At 65.0% G+C, this 13,948-nt stretch carries 15 protein-coding genes and 1 pseudogene; 5 read left to right on the top strand and 11 right to left on the bottom strand.

What is annotated here, in order from left to right:
• Window positions 1-28: 28 nt before the first annotated feature.
• From MRBLAR12_RS01770 to MRBLAR12_RS01755, 4 genes are all read right to left on the bottom strand, one after another.
• Entirely contained in the window at window positions 29-607 is a 579-nt protein-coding gene (locus tag MRBLAR12_RS01770) for a histidine phosphatase family protein (RefSeq protein WP_364743065.1), read from the bottom strand.
• A gap of 60 nt (window positions 608-667) precedes the next feature.
• Window positions 668-1,420 (bottom strand): lytic transglycosylase domain-containing protein, encoded by a 753-nt coding sequence (locus MRBLAR12_RS01765; protein WP_364743062.1) that lies wholly within the window; start codon window positions 1,418-1,420, stop codon window positions 668-670.
• Window positions 1,421-1,514: 94 nt separating this feature from the next.
• Window positions 1,515-1,817, bottom strand: a complete 303-nt coding sequence (locus tag MRBLAR12_RS01760) for a DUF4193 domain-containing protein (protein ID WP_229992372.1) — start codon at window positions 1,815-1,817, stop codon at window positions 1,515-1,517.
• A 134-nt stretch (window positions 1,818-1,951) separates the two neighbouring features.
• Window positions 1,952-2,836 (bottom strand): LysR family transcriptional regulator, encoded by an 885-nt coding sequence (locus MRBLAR12_RS01755; protein ID WP_364743059.1) that lies wholly within the window; start codon window positions 2,834-2,836, stop codon window positions 1,952-1,954.
• A gap of 69 nt (window positions 2,837-2,905) precedes the next feature.
• Between MRBLAR12_RS01755 and MRBLAR12_RS01750 the strand changes: the two genes are divergently transcribed.
• The gene (locus tag MRBLAR12_RS01750) at window positions 2,906-3,817 is read left to right on the top strand and encodes an EamA family transporter (protein ID WP_364743056.1); all 912 of its coding nucleotides are present in this window, start codon (window positions 2,906-2,908) and stop codon (window positions 3,815-3,817) included.
• Window positions 3,818-4,199: 382 nt separating this feature from the next.
• On the opposite strand, the gene MRBLAR12_RS01745 is transcribed toward MRBLAR12_RS01750, so the two are convergent.
• Window positions 4,200-4,655 carry a VOC family protein gene (locus MRBLAR12_RS01745; RefSeq protein WP_229992369.1) on the bottom strand — a complete coding sequence of 152 codons (456 nt, stop codon included), beginning with the start codon at window positions 4,653-4,655 and terminating at the stop codon, window positions 4,200-4,202.
• Here MRBLAR12_RS01745 and MRBLAR12_RS01740 point away from each other — a divergent pair.
• Window positions 4,627-4,845 (top strand): annotated as a pseudogene (locus MRBLAR12_RS01740) (recombinase family protein); the annotation flags it as partial. The gene MRBLAR12_RS01745 and the pseudogene MRBLAR12_RS01740 sit on opposite strands and share 29 nt — an antisense overlap.
• A 288-nt stretch (window positions 4,846-5,133) precedes the next feature.
• On the opposite strand, the gene MRBLAR12_RS01735 reads toward MRBLAR12_RS01740, so the two are convergent.
• From MRBLAR12_RS01735 to MRBLAR12_RS01715, 5 genes are read right to left on the bottom strand one after another with little or no spacing between them, the layout of a single operon-like run.
• Entirely contained in the window at window positions 5,134-6,525 is a 1,392-nt protein-coding gene (locus MRBLAR12_RS01735; protein WP_364743053.1) for an LLM class flavin-dependent oxidoreductase, read from the bottom strand.
• On the bottom strand, window positions 6,522-7,469 hold the full coding sequence (locus tag MRBLAR12_RS01730; RefSeq protein ID WP_364743050.1) for a TauD/TfdA dioxygenase family protein: 948 nt from the start codon (window positions 7,467-7,469) through the stop codon (window positions 6,522-6,524). The genes MRBLAR12_RS01735 and MRBLAR12_RS01730 overlap by 4 nt, the downstream gene beginning before the upstream one ends.
• A gap of 58 nt (window positions 7,470-7,527) precedes the next feature.
• The gene (locus tag MRBLAR12_RS01725; protein WP_364743047.1) at window positions 7,528-8,442 is read right to left on the bottom strand and encodes an ABC transporter permease; all 915 of its coding nucleotides are present in this window, start codon (window positions 8,440-8,442) and stop codon (window positions 7,528-7,530) included.
• Window positions 8,442-9,365: an ABC transporter ATP-binding protein gene (locus MRBLAR12_RS01720; RefSeq protein WP_364743044.1), complete on the bottom strand. Its 924-nt coding sequence runs from the start codon at window positions 9,363-9,365 to the stop codon at window positions 8,442-8,444. Before MRBLAR12_RS01720 ends, MRBLAR12_RS01725 begins: the two co-directional genes overlap by 1 nt.
• Window positions 9,362-10,417, bottom strand: a complete 1,056-nt coding sequence (locus tag MRBLAR12_RS01715) for an ABC transporter substrate-binding protein (RefSeq protein ID WP_364743042.1) — start codon at window positions 10,415-10,417, stop codon at window positions 9,362-9,364. The genes MRBLAR12_RS01720 and MRBLAR12_RS01715 overlap by 4 nt, the downstream gene beginning before the upstream one ends.
• 373 nt (window positions 10,418-10,790) lie before the next feature.
• On the opposite strand from MRBLAR12_RS01715, the gene MRBLAR12_RS01710 reads away from it, so the two are divergent.
• Genes MRBLAR12_RS01710 through MRBLAR12_RS01700 form a run of 3 tightly spaced genes read left to right on the top strand, consistent with a single transcriptional unit; the run spans window position 10,791 to window position 12,546 of the window.
• Window positions 10,791-10,928 carry a hypothetical protein gene (locus MRBLAR12_RS01710; protein ID WP_364743039.1) on the top strand — a complete coding sequence of 46 codons (138 nt, stop codon included), beginning with the start codon at window positions 10,791-10,793 and terminating at the stop codon, window positions 10,926-10,928.
• A 30-nt stretch (window positions 10,929-10,958) separates the two neighbouring features.
• The gene (locus MRBLAR12_RS01705; RefSeq protein WP_364743036.1) at window positions 10,959-11,189 is read left to right on the top strand and encodes a hypothetical protein; all 231 of its coding nucleotides are present in this window, start codon (window positions 10,959-10,961) and stop codon (window positions 11,187-11,189) included.
• Between the two features lie 10 nt (window positions 11,190-11,199).
• A complete protein-coding gene (locus MRBLAR12_RS01700) occupies window positions 11,200-12,546 on the top strand; it encodes an MFS transporter (protein ID WP_364743034.1) in 1,347 nt (448 codons plus the stop codon).
• Here MRBLAR12_RS01700 and MRBLAR12_RS01695 read toward each other — a convergent pair.
• A complete protein-coding gene (locus MRBLAR12_RS01695) occupies window positions 12,543-13,493 on the bottom strand; it encodes an alpha/beta fold hydrolase (RefSeq protein ID WP_364743031.1) in 951 nt (316 codons plus the stop codon). The two genes, MRBLAR12_RS01700 and MRBLAR12_RS01695, sit on opposite strands and share 4 nt — an antisense overlap.
• Between the last annotated feature and the right edge of the window lie 455 nt (window positions 13,494-13,948).

Genomic DNA, 13,948 nt, shown 5'->3' with positions numbered 1-13,948 from the left:
TCGTCACTCAGTCGAGTGGGCTGCAGCCCTAAACGGCAGCCATGACGCGCTCGCCGTTGAAGTATTCGAGCTGCCAGCCGTCGACGGCATGGTGGTGGGCCAGGTTCAGCACGGCATTGTCGATGCTTTCCAGGGTGCGGCCGATCGCGCGGCTGAGGCTCACGCGCAGGAGCGTCCCGTGGGCGACGGCCAGGACGCGGCGGCCGCGGAACTCCTCGGCCAGCGCTTCCAGCGCGGCCAACCCGCGGCGGGCCGCCTCGTCCTCGCTTTCCGCGCCGCGGAAACCATCGGGGATGCGCAGTGCGTCCAGTTCCGGGCCGGCCTGCAGGCCCTCCGCGGGTCCGAAGCTGCGCTCGGCGAGCTCCGGCACGCGCCGGGCCACGCTGAGCCCCAGCCCGGCGGCAATGAGGTCGGCTGTTTCCGCGGCACGGCTCAGCGGCGAGGACACGATCGCGTCCCACTCATAGCCGGACAGGGCGGCGACGGCGTTGCGCGCCTGGCCGCGGCCGACGGCGTTCAGCGGAATGTCAGTGGATCCCTGCAGCCGGCGCTCCGCGTTCCAGTCCGTCTGGCCGTGGCGGACGAGGGCAAACGTCGTAAAGGTCATGGCTCCCATTCTGCCCTGCGAGCGGACAGGCGCCTTAATCAGCGCGTCATCGCCCCGGACTTATCCGGCAGTGCCCGCCCGCGCGGCGTAGGCAGTGGCCCGGTCGCGTACGTTGGCCACGTACGTATCCGACTGGTTGTAGGAGTAGATGGCATCCGCCCAGCCCCCGGCGGTCGTGAGGTCACCGCCTCGGGCGCACAGGTACGAGGCGGCACTTAGGGCGGCGTCGTCGATGTTGAACGGGTCGGCTTTTCCGTCACCGTTCCCGTCCCGCCCTGCGAGTTGCCAGGTGGAGGGAATGAACTGCATGGGTCCGACTGCGTGGTCCCACTGGGCGTCGCCGTCCAGGGCGCCGGCGTCCGTATCAGGGATCGCGGCAAAACCGTCGCCATTGAGGCTCGGACCGACAATTGGCCCGCTCGCCTGGCCGGCGCTGGTCAGGCTCCCGCCGCCGTAGGTTCCGTGGCCGGATTCGACGAAGCCGACCCCTGCCACCGTATTCCAGCCTATGCCGCACGCCGGAGCCGACTCGTTGGCCGCGCCGGCAGCGGCCACGTAGGCCTGGAGCGCACGGGCCGGGATGTCCGTCTGCGCGGCGGCATCAATGAGCCATTGGGCGTCCGTGCTCCGGGTGATGTTCACGGCGGAGGTGATGCCGGTGGACAGCGTTTCGAGTTTCGCCTCCGCCCGGGGCGGTGGCGGCAGGGCGGCGCGGGTCTCCGCGCCGGAGTAGCGCAGTGCCCAAAAGAAGAACGCAGTGATGACGCAAAACGCGAACAGGCCGAGCACTGCCAGGCGTTTCAGGCGGAGCATGGACTAGTTGGACCTGCCGTGGACGATGCTGGTCCGCTGACCCGGAGCGGTGCGGAAAACCGCCCCCGCGCCGCACACACGCGGGGCCATTGTCCTAGCCTTCACAGTCGATGCAGTAAGTGTGGCCGTTCTTTTCGCGTGCCACTTGGGACCGGTGCCGGACCAGGAAACAGGAGTAGCAGGTGAATTCGTCCTGCGCCTGCGGGATGACCTGTACGACGAGTTCCTCGGCGACGAATTCCCCGCCGGGGCTGATCGCATCGTCAAATGCGTCAGTCTCATCCATCTCGCGGACAACACTGCGGGCATCCGGGGCGTTGGCGGATTGCAGCGCCTGCAGGGAGCTATCCTGCGATTCCTTGACGTCGGATCGGACTTCGTCGTAATCGGTTGCCACGGGGGTGACTCTCATTCCTATGTTTAGTTCTGACGGGAAGCCAACGTACACCATTACACGCTTCCCTGCCTCATGTGAACCAGGGACAAGCCACAAGCTCGTCGTTCCCGCTGTGCCGAAATCCGCGATTTTGCCTAATCGTTCCCGCCGGACCCGGTCCCACGGTTTTCCGTAAACACCTGTCGGACCAGGCTCGCGAAGGCGGCAAGGAGAACTGACGGGTCATCCTTCCAAGATGCAAGGAAGACCGGTATGGGAGGGGCGTCACGGACCGGTTTGTACGCAACCCCGGGACGTTGGTACTGCGTGGCGGTCGCTTCCGAGGACATGCCCATGGCCTTACCCGTCGAAATCAGCGTCAGCCAATCGTCTACTCCCTGGATGGGGCGCAGGGATGAAGGCCGGGCCTCCGGTTCCCAAAGATCCTCGACTGTGGTTCCGGTCCGGCTATCGACGGCGACTGTCCGCCCGGCAAAGTCCGCCATGCGGAGGAACCGTTTGCGGGCCAGCGGATCAGTCGTGGCCACCGCGGCATAGCGTAACTCTGTTCCGATCAGCGTCTCAGTGAAGCGCGGGTCATTGAGCCCGCGGCGGACAACGGCCAGATCCACGGATCCGCCGGCCAGGCCGGCCGTCGCCGAGTTCGACTGGACCCAGATAAGTTGCACTCCCGGGTTCGCCTCTTCCCAGCGGCGCTGCACGGTTATGGTCCGGCTGCCCAGCGCGGACCAGGCGTAGCCGACCCTGAGCTCGCCCGCGTGATCCCTCGCGGCCTCTTCCAGCAGCCGGGCTTCGTCCAGGACCCGCCGTGCGTGTTCTATGATCCGCTGCCCGGCGGCGGTCGGGGTCACGCTGCGCGTCGTTCGCTGGAAAACACGGACTCCAAGGGTGCGTTCCAGGGTCGCGACCGACCGGGAGACGCTTGCCTGGGACGTTCCCAAACTGATGGCCGCGTCGGTGAAGGTCCGGGCGTCGTCGACAGCCACGAGTGCCCTAAGATGGCGCAGCTCAAGATTCATACGGTCATCGTATAGAACGGTCACCGCAAGCATTTATTGGTTTGAAGATTTCGCCCCACACTTTGGGTTATGGAGGCATACACAGAGGACGGCTCGGGCCAAGACCGCCGTCCGTCAGCTCAAACCCAGCCCCGGATATTCGGTGGCCTGTTGACCATGACGGGCAGCGGGGTCAGCAATCAAATCGGGGCGGGCATTGGAGCCCACGCGTTTCCGGTGCTCGGACCCGCCGGTGTGGTCGCCGTCCGGCAACTCGTGGCCGCGACCGTCCTCCTGTCGGCCGCCCGGCCGCCCCTCCATCGGTTCACGTGGAAACAGTGGTGGCCGGCGCTCCTGCTGGGCGGAACGATCGCCCTCATGAACATTTGCCTCTATGTCGCCATCCAGCGCATCGGGCTGGGGTTGGCCGTCACTTTGGAATTTCTTGGCCCGCTTGCAATCGCCCTCATGCGGTCCAGGTCCAAACTCGACCTGCTGTGTGCGCTGTGCGCCGGTGCCGGCGTCTACGTCCTGGTGATGCCGGGACCTTCGAGCGACTTCCTTGGCATTGGAATCGCTGCGGCCGGGGCCGCCTGCTGGGCGGCCTACATCATTCTGAATGGGGTCGTGGGTCAGCGGCTGCCCGGGCTGCAGGGCCCGGCAGCCGCAACCCTGGTCTCCATGGTGTTCTACCTGCCGGTGGTCGGTTATCTGATCTCGGCGGGGTCCCTGACGGGTCCGGCGCTGTTGTATTCGGTGATCGCCGGAGTGCTTTGCTCTGTCATCCCGTACGCCGCGGACCTGGTGGCGCTCCGGAAGGTGCGGCCGGCATTCTTCGGTGTATATATGAGCATCAATCCCCTTCTTGCGGCCCTCTCGGGGATGATCGTGCTGGGGCAGATCCTCGCCGTTCATGAATGGCTGGGTATCGGCATCATTGTCGCCACCAACGCGGCAGCCATCCTGCTGGCCAGCATCAAGCCGGGCGCATCACGCCCCTGAGGTTATGAAAACCGCAGAGCTGGCAGTGAATTAGCAGCGCTTAGTTCCTCTAGCTGCGTCAACGGTTTCGGGCGTGAGAGTGTCCAAGTGGGAAGCATGTCCCTTTTCTCCAGAACCGGCACAAAAGCATTCGGCGGGGAAGATGCCGGTCGAGGTCAGCCCTGCGAAGCCTCGCCGGGGGGACGCTCATCTTTGCCTGCGGGCTTCTGCATCCCGAGGATGAGGAACGTGATACCCATAGTGAAGAACGCAATCCAGGCCGTGGTTCCTAGAAATATCATTGCGATCGCAACGGCCAGGAAAACGATCCCGATCGGCAGGAATGCCGCGCCCCGGCTTCTCTTCGCTCGGCCGTTCGACTCCGACATGGGCTTTTAACCGTTCATCTGGTCGACGCTACGTGGGTCTTCTTCAGCTCCTCGGCGAACATCACGATGATGCCGCTTGGTCCGCGGACATAGGTGAGCTTGTAGACGTCCCCGTAGGTCGCCACGCCGCGCAGCGGGTGGCAGCCGTGCCTCGCGGCGATCTCGAGGGCCTCGTCGATGTTGTCGACAGAGAAGGCGACACGGTGCATGCCGATCTCGTTGGGACGGGTTGGCTTCGTCTCGATTGCGTCGGGGTGTATGTACTCGAAGAGCTCAAGGCGACCGTGGCCGTCTGGCGTCTGGAGCATGGCGATGTTGGCGTGGTTGCCGTCGAGGCCGACGGCGGTGTCGGTCCACTCGCCACTGACCGTGTCACGGCCGACGACGGTCAGACCGAGGTCGGTGAAGAAGTCGATCGTTGCTTCGAGGTCACGGACGGCTATGCCTACGTTCTCGAGTTTGATGGGCATGAGTCACATGCTAGCGCGTCGGGGCGATCCGTTCAGGTCCCTGGGCTGCCGGTTCTCGCTCAACCGGTCCCAGAACCATGGAATCAGGGATACCCTGCTCTTCAACGTCCTGGCGATGGTCGCAGAGTTCGAAGGGGGCCTCTTCCGAGCCCGCACCCGGGAAGGGATGAAGGTTGCCAGGCCAAGGGGCGGGGCCGTTGCAGGGACTGCGGCGGAAGCCGAATTCGGCACGGCCGAGGAGTACGCGAAGCAGTTCCCCAAGAGGAAGAGGCGGACGTGACCGATTATTTTCAGCCCGCGAAGAGCTACCGTACTGCCGTTTGGGGTTCCTCAACGGGACGTGGCAACGCCAAACAGAGCAGTGATTTGCGCACCACTTTCCGCTGACAGGCACGTCCCTGAAGTGAGGAGGCCCCGGACAGCTGTTGCTGCCCGGGGCTTCCAACGGGTCGTGAGCCGAACCCTGGACCCGCTCAGGTCATCGTTCCGAGACCAGCAGTCCACCTCTCGGCGCACCGACGTTGTCCGCATGGCTGGACCGTCCGGCCGTGGCGAAGGTGTTGGCCGGCCGGGGCAGCCCGTAGTGCTCGCGGAGGGTCCGTCCGGTGTATTCACGCCGGAAGAGTCCGCGGTCCCGCAGGATCGGGATGACGTGGTCAACAAAAGCGTCAAGGCCGGACGGAAGCACGGGCGGCATGATGTTGAAGCCGTCCGCTGCCCCGGCCACGAACCATTCCTCGATGGCGTCGGCCACCTGCTCGGGGGTCCCGGAGAAGGTCCGGTGTCCGCGGCCGCCCCCGAGCCTGCCGATGAGCTGGCGCACGGTCAGGCGTTCCCGCCGGGCGAGGTCCACGATCAGTGTGTATCTGCTCTTGGCGCCCTCGATCTCGTCCTCGGAAGGCAGGTCTTCCGGTAGCTCGGCGTCCAGGGCCAGCGAGTCCGGGGAGACCCTGAGCACGCCGGCTAGCTGCTTCCTGGCGTGCCCGGGGTGGATGAGTCCGTCGAGTTCCTTCTCCAACCGCCGGGCTTCGGCCTCGGTCGTCCCGATGACCGGAACAATGCCCGGAAGAACCTTGATCGTCTCCGGGTCCCGGCCGGCTGCGGCCGTTCGCTGCTTCAGGTCCGCATAGAAGCGCTGTGCCTCTGGCAGCGTCTGCTGGGCGGTGAAAACCGCTTCGGCGTAGCGGGCGGCGAAGTCCTTGCCGTTTTCCGAGGAACCCGCCTGGACAATCACCGGGTGGCCCTGGACGGAGCGCGGCACATCCAGGGGGCCCTGGACGCTGAAATACGTGCCGGCGTGGTTGACCGGATGGACGCGGGTGTTGTCCCCCCAAATCCCGGCGTCCTTGTCCCCGACGGCGGCGCCGTCCTCCCAGCTGTCCCAGAGCTTGCGCGCGACGTCAAGGAATTCCGCAGCCCGCTCATACCGCAGCGCGTGGGCCGGCTGGTCCTGCAGCGAGAAGTTCCTGGCCGCAGCGTCACCGGCGGTGGTGACGACGTTCCACCCGGTCCGGCCGCCGCTGATGTGATCCACGGAGGCGAACCGCCGAGCCAGGTTGTAGGGGTCGTTGTAGGTGGTGGAGGCCGTCGCGATGAGCCCGATGCGTTCGGTGACGGCGGCGATGGCCGCCAGCAGTACGGTCGGCTCGAGGCTGCCGTACGGGCGCTGTCCGACGTCGCCGTGCAGTACTGGCGAGTCCGCGAAGAAGATCGAGTCGAACGTTCCGCGTTCCGCGGTCCGGGCAAGCCGCTGGAAGTGGGCGACGTCGGTCCCGGCGAAGCTGTCGCTTTCCGGCAGCCGCCACGAGGCTTCGTGGTGCCCGGTGCTCATGAGGAACGCGTTCAGGTGCAGCTGCCGTGCGCCGCTCACAGCCCGTCTCCGGGCAAGTCTGCGGGCAGAACAACCGTCTCGGAATAGACGGAGGAATCGCCTTGGATGGACGAGCTGCTGCGTCCGTCGATGCCTACGGGAACATCGCCGGCCACCGTGACCCGGTTCAGCTGGCGGGGCTGGCCGTCGTAGTTGTCCGGGGCGTAATGCTGGGTGATGCGGTTGTCGAAGAGCACCAGCTGGTCCGGTTCCCAGTTGACGCGGACCACGTTCTCCGGGCGGGTGACGTAGGCCTGGAGCAGCCGCAGGATGTCCTTGGATTCGGTGTTGGACAGTCCCACGATCCGCAACCTTTGGGCGAAGCCGCCGATGAAGAGGCCGCGCTCCCCTGTCAGTGGGTGGACCCGGACCACGGGGTGGGCGGTCTCGAAGTGGATCCGGGTGAATTCCGCGCGCCGCTCGGCGGCGTTGGCGTGCTCAAGGTTCTTTGGCACGGAGTAGTCGTAGTCGTTGGTATGGACGGCCCACAATGTGTCGGCGAAGTTCCGCAGTTCCTCCGGCAGGTCCTGGTAGGCACCCGCCGAGGAGGCGATCAGGGTCTCCCCGCCGTAGGCCGGCAGGGTGATGCTGCGCAGGGTGGAGGCCTGCGGCGGGTTCACGACAAAGGTGACGTCGGTGTGCCAGTTGTTCGCGCTGCCGTTTTCGCTGTCTACCGGCAGGACCGCCGGTTTGCCCTCTACGGAGGCCACCGTGGGGTGTGCCTGGGTGAGCGGGCCGAAGCGGCTGGCGAAGCGCACCTGGGCTTCGTCGTCGCGAATGTTGGCGTCCCGGAAGACCAAGGCCTTGTGCGTGTTCAGGGCTTCACGGATCTGGGCGATCGTGGCGTCGCTGAGCTCGCTGTTGAGGTCCAGGCCGCGGATCTCGGCGCCGATGCGCGCGCTGAGTTTGCGGAATTTGAGGCGGGTTTCGGTCGTTGTCGACATGGTGTGCGTCCTTGATCTGTCGGTGTGAAGTTGGTTCGATTGGGTTAGTGCGATTGGGCTAGTTCGACTGGGATCCGACGGCGGTCCGCCACCGGGAGAAGTGCCGTTCGACGGCGACCAGCAGGTAGTTGACCAGCAGGCCGAGCAGCGAGACGGTCAGGATCCCGGCGTACATGTCCGGGATGAGGAAACTGGACTGTGCGTTGACGATCAGGTACCCGAGCCCCGCCTTGGCGCCGACCATTTCCGCGGCGATGAGCACCAGGATCGAGGACGTGCCCGCCATCCGGATTCCCGTGAAAATGGTCGGCACCGCCGAGGGAAGGATCACCTTCTGGAAGAGCCGGAAGTTTGAGAGCCCCAGGGAGCGGGCGGCACGGATGAGCAGCGGATCAACGGTCCTGACGCCGGCGATGGTGTTCAGCAGCACAGGGAAGAACGCGGCATAGGCCACGATGCTGATCTTGGACGTCTCCCCGATCCCCAGCAGGAGGGTGAAGACCGGGAGCAGGGCAAGCGCCGCCGTGTTCCGGAAGACCTCCAGCAGAGGGTTGAGGAACCGGTCCAGGGACCGGTACCAGGCGACCAGCAGGCCAAGGGCGACGGCGGCCACGACGGCGATGCCGAAGCCGCTGGCGGAGCGGGTCAGGCTGGCCGCCAGATGGTTTTGCAGTTGGCCCTTGGCGAGGAGGGAGCCCAGGGCCCGCAGGACCTCGTGCAGTGGCGGCAGGAACACCCTGGTCGAGGCCGAGGCGAAGTATGTGGGCCCCAGTTCCCAGAGCAGGAGGAAAAGCACGATGGCGCCCGAGGCCCAGATCCCGCGCCCGGCCCTGCGGGCTCCGGACCGGACCAGGGAGGGGAGGTGTCGGGCTCCCGCAGGCTGCGCGGTCCGCCCGGCGTCGGCCGCGGGTGCGGCAGGGGCGGCAGGTGCGGCAGGCGCGGCGGCGTCTTTGGTCAGTGTTGGTGCGGTCATCAGGCTGCCCTTCCCTTGCTGAGCTGTCCCTTGCTGAGTTGGGGTGCCTCGTCGGGTGCTGACCCGTCGGGCCGGATTTTGGCGTGCCCGGCTTCCTGGGCCTTCCGGACTTCGTCGTGCAGCAGGGACCAGACTTGGTGGCGGTGTTCGACGAAGACGGCGTCGGAACGGACGTCGCCGTCACCGCTCCGCTCCCCCAGGTCAATGTCGACAATCTGCTTGAGCCGGCCGGGGCGGGAACTGAGCACGGCCACCCGCTGGCCCAGGTATACGGCTTCGTCGATGCCGTGCGTGATGAAGATGATGGTCTTGCCCGTGGACCGCCAGATGCGCAGGAGTTCCTCCTGGAGCTGTTCCCGGGTCTGGGCATCCAGCGCCGCGAACGGTTCATCCATGAGCAGGACGTCGGGTTCGTACGCGAGGCTCCGGGCGATGGCAACGCGCTGCTTCATGCCCCCGGAGAGCTCATGGGGATACCGGTCCTCGAAGCCGGACAGGCCAACGAGCTCCAGATAGTGGCGGGCCTTGTCGGTACGTTCCTTGCGGCTGAGCCGGCGCCCGTCGCTGCCGGGCCCTTCGAGGCCGAAGGCGACGTTGGCGGCCGCGGTGCGCCACGGAAAGAGTGCGTACTGCTGGAACACGACGGCACGGTCGCGGCCGGGTCCGGTCACCTCCTTGCCGTCCACCAGCACTTGGCCGGTGTCCGGCCGGGTGAGCCCGGCAAGGAGGTCCAGGAGGGTGGTCTTGCCGGATCCGCTCGGACCGACCAGAGTTATGAATTCGCCCGCGGCGACGTTGAGGGTGATGCCCTCCAGCGCCGTCAGGGTGGTGCCCTCCGGCTGGTCCTTGCTGGGCCGGACTGTGAACTGTTTCCCGACGTCCCGGAGGCTGATTTTCGGCGCCTGGCCGGTAGCACGGGTCACGATGCCGCCCCCTTCAGCAGGTCGTTGAAGTCGTTGGTGTAGTACTTGGAGGGGGTGATGTCACCGGTCACGATTCCGGTGTCGTTCAGCCACGCTGACCAGCGGGTGAAGTCCTGATCGCTGATGGCGCCCTTGGACGGGACACCGACGCTCTTCCAGTACTTCAGGGCCGCGGTACTTTCAGAACGCTGGCGCTTGTTGATGATGCTCGTAAACCGTGCGATCACCTCGTCGCGGGGCGTACTGCGTTCCCATTCGATGGCCTTGGCCACACCGGTGGTAAAGATCCTCGCGGTTTCCGGGTTCTTTTCGACGAAGTCCTTGCGCAGAACGTATTGGCCTCCAGCGAAGGTTCCAAAGAGCTCGAAGTCGTTGAACAGGGACCGCAGGCCGCCATTGGCGACAGCGTTATCCTGCAGCACTCCGCCGAGCGACCCGACGTCGACCTGTCCGCGGCGGATGGCCTCCTCGGTGTCATTGGGCGGAACGACGACGAGTTGAACCTGCTTGATCTCCTCCTGCGTCAGACCGTTCTTCTTCAGGTAGCTATTGATCACGGCGTCCGCATGGGCGCCCAAGGTGTTGACCGCAACCTTCTTGCCGATCAGATCCCGTGGCGACCGGATGGGGCTCTCCTGGGTGACATAGAAGCCGTTGAACGTCTTCTCGTCCTCGCCGTAGTAATTGATCACCGCAGTGACCGGTGCGCCGGCTTCGATGAGCTTCACCACGGCACCCGAGAAGGCGCCGCCAAAGTCGGTGGCTCCTGTCGCGGCTGATTGGATGCTCGCCGGCCCGCTGATGGTGTTGCCTACCCAGTTCAGCTTCACATCGCCTAGGTAACCGAGGTCCTCGGCCAGCTCCGGCAACGTGACGCTGTTGGCCCAGCCCTCGTAGCGGAGTTCGGTCACCTCGGGCGTCCCAGGGGCATTTCCGGCCGGGGACTGGGCGCTCGCAGGGCCGCCGCAACCGGAGACCACCAGCGAGACCGCCAGGGCGGCAGCAACGCCCAAGGTGGGGAAAAGTCCTGCGGGTAAGAGTCGGTTTTTCATAGCGGATTCTTTCTGGATTCGATGGTGCGGACCGGGGTTACCGGACCGTGTCCACCATCAGAACAGAGTTGAATCCGAGCCGGCAGGTGCCCCGACACCCGACGAAACCGCGCGTAATCCGGCGACGAAAACAGCCACGGACGCCACTCGCTACCCAATCGGACGCAGTCCGTAACAGGGCAGACTCACGCGGTCATCAGAGGCCATTCCGGGACGCCTCCGCGCCCCGCCGGACCCCGCGCTGTGAAGTCTCGGTGACGCCCGGCGACCGCGCGTGACGGAGCCGGCATCGCGCCGCCGTCGTACATGGGACGAAAGATTTCCTGGGGATGTGGCCGAATGTTGCGCTCCCGGCGGCATCTATGAGGCGAGGGTGCAGGACACATTCTTCGCCGCCGAGCAGCCGCTGGACGACGGCCACGGCAATCCCCCTGCAGGCTGGGGCAACCCCTACCAGTCAGGCACCATCACCGTGGCGGGCCAAATCGCGGTCTTCCGTGACCTTCCATGAACGGCCTGGTGCCACGAGCTTCCTAAGAAATTGCTCCTGAACGCCGACCGGCTGTGGCTTTGGTGCTGCAACTTCGCCCCGATCATGGCGGTCTCGCTCGTCCGGCGTGCCGCGAGGACCGGGGACGTCACCCTCATGCGCACCCTCGCCAACCCGCTGAGCGAGCGGCAAACACCCATCAGCTCATCAGCGGCTATTGCGACTGTGGCCCTGCAACTGCCGGTGCCCTACGTCACGCTAGGCTCTATGCCTACGAGATGATGGGGGGAACGTGGGAATCTCGGCCAACGGCTCTTCTGCAATGGAGCCGAAGCTTCGTCGCCACCGGGCGTTCGTCAGATTCTGGTTGGCCTCGACGGTGTCCGATTTCGGCTCCTATATAACTACCTTGGCCTTTTCTGTTCTGATCTTGGTGACGATGAACGGCACACCATTGGACCAGGGCCTGGTCCATGCTGCCCGGTGGACCCCCTATCTACTGTTCGGGCTGGTTGCCGGAGTCTGGATTGACCGGTTCCCCCGCCGAACGGTACTCATCGGCGGAGACCTCGGCCGTGGCCTGATCCTTGCAGGCGTATGCGTGACGGCGATGACGGGGACTATCTCGGTTACGGCTTTGATGATCCTGATGTTTGCCTTTGGAACCCTCGCCCTGACCAGTGACGCCGCGTATCAGAGCTTCCTTCCCCAGCTGGTCCCCAGATCCTTATTGACTAAGGCGAACGCCCGACTCCAGCAAAGCGATACTGTGGCCCAAACTACGGGAAGCGCCGTAGCCGGTGGTCTCGTCGCATTGGTGACTGCCCCTGTGGCTCTTCTTGTGGATGCCGTCTCGTATTTATTCTCGGCAGCCGTTCTCCTTACCCTGGATCGGCCATCCGACCAGGCGCCGGTTCGAAGCAAACAAAGACTTCATCGAAAGGTCGCGGAGGGTCTGCGGTGGGTCTATGGCCATTCCCATCTGGCGCCCTTGGCGTGGAGTACCCACATATGGTTCATCGGTTCCGCCATCCTCGGGGCTGTCTTGCCGACTGTGATTCTGAATGACCTTCGTTTGGGTGCCTTGGGGTTGGGTTTGGTGATGGGGTGCTCCGGAATCGGGGCCGTCGTCGGCACCACACTGTCCACCCGGCTGGGGCACCGATGGGGTACGGGCAACGCCATGGTTGCGGCGCGTCTGGCCCAACCCTTTGCTATCGCTTTGGTGGCGCTGGCGCCCCTCGCCGCCGGTGGGCAACGCACTGGAGAGATTTACGACTCTCCGCTGCACTGGCCGGGAGAGTTGTGGGCTGCGTTTGCTCTGGCCGGCTTCGGGCAACTGCTCTTCGGCATGGCCATGGGAGTCGAAGGGCCACTGGAAATGGGCTACCAGCAGGCTGTGACGCCGGACAGGCTCATGGCCCGCATGAGTGCCACGAGGCGTTCGGTGAACCGCGGAATGATCGTCATCGGAGCACCCTTGGGCGGCGTCATAGCCACCGTCGCGGGTACCGATACTGCGCTCTGGTCCGCCGCCGCCTTCCTCCTCCTGGCCTCCCTCGTGCTTCTGTTCTCGAGGTTCAGAGACGCGCGGATCGAAGTCCAACAACTTTCCGACGACGAAGCGCTCATTCCCTAGGCGGTGGTTATCATGGCGGCAATTTCTTCGACTGCTTCTGACAATGCCGCCATGGATGCAGGGCCGCCGTGTCCCTCGTCTTCGATAATGACAAGCTGGCTTGATTGCCATCTCCGTTGCAGCTGCCATGCGGTTACAGTAGGGCCACTAATGTCGCGCCGGCCGTGGATGAGGTATCCGGGGATGCCGTTGAGCTCGTGAATCCGGGGGATGATTTCCTGCCCGTCCGTCAGGAATCCGTCGTTGGCCCAGTAGTGCGAAACCAGAAGGGCGAACGTCATCCGCTCTCGCTCATTCTCGAACAACGCGCCGGGCACCCAGTTGGGGTCCAGGGATACATGCGTGGATTCCCAGCGCTCCCAGGATAAGGCGGCTCGTCTGGCGTCGTCGCGGTCTTCCCCAGCCAGCCGCCGGGCGTAAGCCTCGACCACTCGCTCGCCCGGGTTTGCGCTGGATGCCTCGGAGAACTCGTTCCATGCCTCAGGGAACACGCGTCCGACGTCTTCAGTGATCCATCGGACCTCGTCCCGGCTAGTTGATGTCACGGCTACGAGAGCGATGCCGAGGACCCGACCGGGGTAACTGAGGGAATAAGCGAGGGCGAGCGTGCTGCCCCAGGAAACACCGGTGACGATCCACCTTTCGATACCGAGGAACTCGCGCACCGCCTCAATGTCTTCGATCAAGGCCTGCGTGGTGTTCTCGGATAGGTGGTCGAGATCCTCTTGGACCGTCGGAGTGCTCTTGCCGCACCCTCGTTGATCCAGCCCGATGATCCTAAATCGGGTGTGGTCGTGTCGTTTGCGGTACCCGCCCTTACCAAGGGAACCGCCGGGGCCGCCATGAAGGTAGAGGACCGGAACGCCGGAGGGCTCACCGGTCGATTCCCAGTAGATTCTGGCATGGGGAACGTTCACCCAGCCGCTATTTGTTGGCTCGTCCGTCACTCGCTACACAGTATTGCAAGTGCGATGATTTGTACCCGCCAGCGGCGCCTGTCTGATGAGCCGTTCTGGCGAACCGCCTCATGCGACATCACGGCCGAGTTCCCTAGAAACCCCAGCGCGTGCCTTCGCTTCAGGCCTGGACGCAGCGCCTTCGGACGTTCGGCCGCCTAGCCGCCCCCCGGCGCCGGGGGGCGATTGGATCGAAGGTACCCCCACAAGCGCATCGGCTTACGGGCGCCGGGGCTGCCATGTAGCGCTGCAACAACACCGCCACTGACCACTGCGATTCACACCGCCGAACTCAGCCTGCTTGGGCCCGGCAGGGCTTCTGCAGTTGGATTTTGTTCCTCGCCAGGAAGCGAAAGCTAAAAGGCTCTGCGAGCCGGGCTGAACGGGCTGGGCCCAGGTCCTGCGGTTGCTCTTCTGGGGTCAGTGCAGTGGGGCGGCGCGCGTTG

The organism is Arthrobacter sp. LAR12-1-1.1 (genome assembly GCF_040676555.1).
GTDB lineage: Bacteria > Actinomycetota > Actinomycetes > Actinomycetales > Micrococcaceae > Arthrobacter.
The sequence above is the reverse complement of the archived record's forward strand: the minus strand, read 5'-3'. Positions and strand labels throughout refer to the sequence as shown.

What these genes read in the sequence shown, in the direction of transcription:
- MRBLAR12_RS01725 (WP_364743047.1), bottom strand. Translation starts at nt 8,442, where the DNA reads ATGACCGCACCAACACTGACCAAAGACGCCGCCGCGCCTGCCGCACCT.
- MRBLAR12_RS01730 (WP_364743050.1), bottom strand. Translation starts at nt 7,469, where the DNA reads ATGTCGACAACGACCGAAACCCGCCTCAAATTCCGCAAACTCAGCGCG.
- MRBLAR12_RS01745 (WP_229992369.1), bottom strand. Translation starts at nt 4,655, where the DNA reads ATGCCCATCAAACTCGAGAACGTAGGCATAGCCGTCCGTGACCTCGAA.
- MRBLAR12_RS01770 (WP_364743065.1), bottom strand. Translation starts at nt 607, where the DNA reads ATGACCTTTACGACGTTTGCCCTCGTCCGCCACGGCCAGACGGACTGG.
- MRBLAR12_RS01715 (WP_364743042.1), bottom strand. Translation starts at nt 10,417, where the DNA reads ATGAAAAACCGACTCTTACCCGCAGGACTTTTCCCCACCTTGGGCGTT.
- MRBLAR12_RS01750 (WP_364743056.1), top strand. Translation starts at nt 2,906, where the DNA reads ATGGAGGCATACACAGAGGACGGCTCGGGCCAAGACCGCCGTCCGTCA.
- MRBLAR12_RS01765 (WP_364743062.1), bottom strand. Translation starts at nt 1,420, where the DNA reads ATGCTCCGCCTGAAACGCCTGGCAGTGCTCGGCCTGTTCGCGTTTTGC.
- MRBLAR12_RS01755 (WP_364743059.1), bottom strand. Translation starts at nt 2,836, where the DNA reads ATGAATCTTGAGCTGCGCCATCTTAGGGCACTCGTGGCTGTCGACGAC.